The sequence below is a fragment of the Nocardia sp. NPDC004722 genome (genome assembly GCF_053601505.1).
The window spans coordinates 1-3,869 of the sequence record NZ_JBSGBY010000721.1; the positions used below are offsets into that span (position 1 = coordinate 1).

The window sequence follows — 3,869 nt, forward strand, 5'->3', positions numbered from 1 at the left end:
TGCCCGACGGTGTCGACGAGGCGGGCATGGTCGCCGCCATCGGCGCGCTGCTCGAGCGCCACGACATGCTGCGTTCCCGCCTGCGGCGCACCGAGACCGGAGGCTGGGGTCTGGAGGTCGCACCGCCCGGCGGCGCAGAGAGCGCGTGGGCGCTGCACCGGCGCGCCCTCGAACCGGGTATCGCGCTCGACACCGACGCCGGACGGCGGACCGTCGCCGATATCGCCGCCGCGGAACTGGATTCGGCGCTGGACTGGCTGGACCCGCACGGCGGGTCGATGGTGCAGTTCGTGTGGCTCGACCCCGCGGGCGAGGAGCCCGGCTGGCTGCTCGTCGTGGCGCACCACCTGGTGGTGGACGGGGTGTCGTGGCGGGTGCTGGTGCCGGATCTGATGTCGGCCTTCGCCCAGGCGGCCGCGGGCGAGGTGCCGGTGCTGGAGCCGGTGGGTACCTCGATGCGGCGGTGGGCGCACGGTCTGGTGGACGCGGCGGCCGACCCGATTCGCCTGCGCGAGCTGGATTTGTGGCAGTCCATGGTCGCCGGGACGGATCCGGTGCTGGGCGGGCGCGAACTGGATCCCACGATCGACACCGCCGCCTCCCTCGACCAGATCGAACTGAGCCTGCCCGAATCGGTGACCCGGGCGCTGCTCACCCGGGTGCCGACGGTCTTCCACGGCAGTGTGAACGACGGTCTGCTCGCGGGATTGGCTGTGGCGGTGCGGATCTGGCGCGAGCGGCGTGGGATCGACGACCCGTCGGTGCTGGTGCGGTTGGAAGGGCATGGGCGCGAGGAACAGGTCGTGCCCGGCGCGGACCTGTCGCGGACGGTGGGCTGGTTCACGTCGATGTTCCCGGTGCGCTTCGACCTCGGCGGCATCGATCCCGAGGAGGTGGCCGCCGGTGGGGCCGCGGTGGCGGCCGCGGTGCTCGCGGTCAAGGAGACGCTGCGGTCGATCCCCGACAAGGGCATGGGCTACGGAATGCTGCGCTACCTGAACGCGGAAACCGCTGCGGCGCTGCCGGATCGGATGCCCGGCCGCATCGGGTTCAACTACCTGGGCCGGGTGACGGGCGCGGACGTCGGCGCCGACGGCCCGCACGGCGGCCTGGGTGAACTCGCCGCCGTCCCCGACCCGGACATGCCGGTGACGGCGGCGGTGGATATCAGCGCCATCGTGATCGAGGATCGGCTGCGGGCCGGATTCCGCTTCCCGCGCACTCTGCTGGCCGCGGCCGAGGTGCGGGAACTGGCGGAACTGTGGTCTCGGGTGTTGACCGGGATCGCCGAGCACAGCGAAATCGCCGGTGCGGGTGGGCATTCCCCGTCGGACTTCGACCTGGTGACGCTGACCGCCGCCGATGTCGCCGAACTCGAGCGCACGTATCCGGCATTGACCGACGTGTGGCCGGTGACGCCGCTGCAGGCGGGCCTGTTGTTCCACGCCCAGTTGGCCGACGCCGACGCCGAGACGGATTCCTATGTCGCCCAGCTGATTCTGCACCTCTCGGGCGCACTAGACGTGGATCGGCTGCGGAGTGCGGCGACCACGATGATCAACCGGCACGACGGGTTGCGCACCGCTTTCACCACCACCGGCAGCGGTGTCGGCGTCGCCGTGCTCGGCGGCGATCTCGAATTGCCTTGGCAGATGGTCGATCTGTCTGATCGCGCCGACGCTCGAAGCGCTCTGGACGAACTCGCCGCGATCGAGAAGGCGAAGCCGTTCGACCTCGCCGCGGCACCGCTGCTGCGCGGCACCGTCGCCCGGCTCGCGGACGATCGATGGGCGCTGATCCTCACCAACCACCACGTCATCCTCGACGGCTGGTCGTATCCGCTGCTGGTCGCCGACCTGTTCACCGCCTACTCCGGCGGGCAGCCGGGACCGGCCGGGTCCTACCGGGATTACCTGGCGTGGTTGGCGACCCGCGATCGTGAGGCGGCCCGGACCGCCTGGGCGGTCGCGCTCGACGGCGTCGAGCCGACTCTCATCGCCGCTGACGCGGCGGCCGGTGGCGCGGTGGCGGAACTGACCACGGCCCTCGACGAGGAGGGCACCCGGACGTTGGTGGCCGCTGCCGCCGCGGCCGGGGTCACCGTGAACACCGTCCTGCAATCCGCATGGGCCATGCTGATGGCGCGGCTCACCGGCCGCACCGATGTGGTGTTCGGCGCGACCGTCTCCGGGCGGCCCGGCGAACTCCCCGCCGCGCAACGCACCCTCGGCCTGTTCATCAACACCATCCCGACCCGTGTCCGGCTGCACCCGGACGAGACGGTGTCCGGGCTGTGGACCCGCCTGCACCGCGAACAGGCGGCGCTGCTCGAACACCACCACCTCGGACTGCGGGACATCCACGCGCACAGCGGCATCGACACCCTCTTCGACACCCTGATGGTGCTCGAGTCCTACCCCGTCGACCTGCGCGATATCGAACACGCCGCCGGTGACGGGGCGCTCACCCTGACCGGGGTGGACGCCGCCGACGCCACGCACTATCCGCTGTCGTGCACCGCCATGCTGCGGGACACGCTCGGTATCCGATTACAGTACCGGGCAGGACTTTTCGACACCGACACGATCGCGCGGCTCGGTGATCAGCTGCGGGAAGTGCTGCTCACCATCGCCCAGGATCCGGCGAGGCCGGTGCAGGACATCGGCCGGGAATCGGTGACCGCCGCACTGCTGGGCGGCGCGGAAACCGCTGCTCCCCAGCCGATGCCGCTGTCGGAGATCCTGGCCGCCGCGGTAGCCGCGGCCCCGGACGCGGAGGCCATCGTCGATGGGACCCGCCGAATCAGCTACCAGGAGCTGGACGAGCAATCGAATCGGCTGGCGCGCTTGTTGATCGGGCACGGCGTGGGCCCCGAATCCGTGGTGGCCATCGGACTGCCCCGCTCGGCCGACTGGGTGTCGGCGGTATGGGCGGTCGCCAAGACCGGAGCGGCCTTCGTCTCGGTCGACCCCGCACACCCCGAGGAACGAAATCGATACGTGTGCAGCGACTCCGGAAGCAGCTGCCTGCTGACGCGTGGCCGTCCCGGATTCGACGCCCCCACGGTGATCGACCTCGACCAACTGGACCTGTCGCCGCTGAGCGCGGCGGCGGTCGCGGACGCGGACCGGTGCGCGCCGCTGTCCGGCGCGACGATCGCCTATGTCGTGTACACCTCGGGCTCGACGGGACAGCCCAAGGGCGTCGAGGTTCCGCACACCGGATTGGCCGCGCTCGCGGCCGATCATGCCCGCCGCTGCGCTGTCGACCCCGCCTCGCGGGTCCTCGCGGTCGCCGCCCGCACCTTCGACGCCGCGATCCTCGAACTGCTGCTGGCCGTCTCCGGCGGCGGCGCGCTGGTGATCGCGCCACCGGAGGTGTATGGCGGGCAACCACTGTGGGAGCTGTTGCGCGAGCAGCACGTGACCCATGCCTTCCTGACGCCGGCCGTCGCGCTGTCGCTCGACAGCGCCGGGCTCGACACCCTGCGCGTGGTCCTCACCGGTGGCGATCGCTGTGGGCCGCAACTGGTCTCGCGCTGGGCGGGCACCGACGCCGCCGGGCAGCGGGCCGTCCACAACTTGTACGGGCCCGCCGAGGCGACCATCTGGGTGACCGGCGCACGACTGCGGAACGATGGGCCGATCGAGATCGGGGCTCCGATCGCGGGCACTCGGGCGGCGGTCCTGGACCCGTGGCTGCGCCCCGTACCGGCTGGAGTCGTCGGCGAGCTCTACATCGCCGGACCCGGTGTGGCGCGCGGGTATCGCGGCCGCGCCGCGGCGACCGCCGCCCGGTTCGTCGCCGACCCGTTCGGCGCCGCCGGAGACCGCCTGTACCGCACCGGGGACCTGGTGCGCGAGGGCGTC

At 71.8% G+C, this 3,869-nt stretch carries 1 protein-coding gene; it reads left to right on the plus strand.

Annotation, left to right across the window (positions count from 1 at the left end; translation table 11 throughout):
- Positions 1–3,869 (plus strand): amino acid adenylation domain-containing protein (locus ACWELQ_RS40570; protein ID WP_452402303.1); only part of this gene is annotated, 3,869 nt, incomplete at both ends.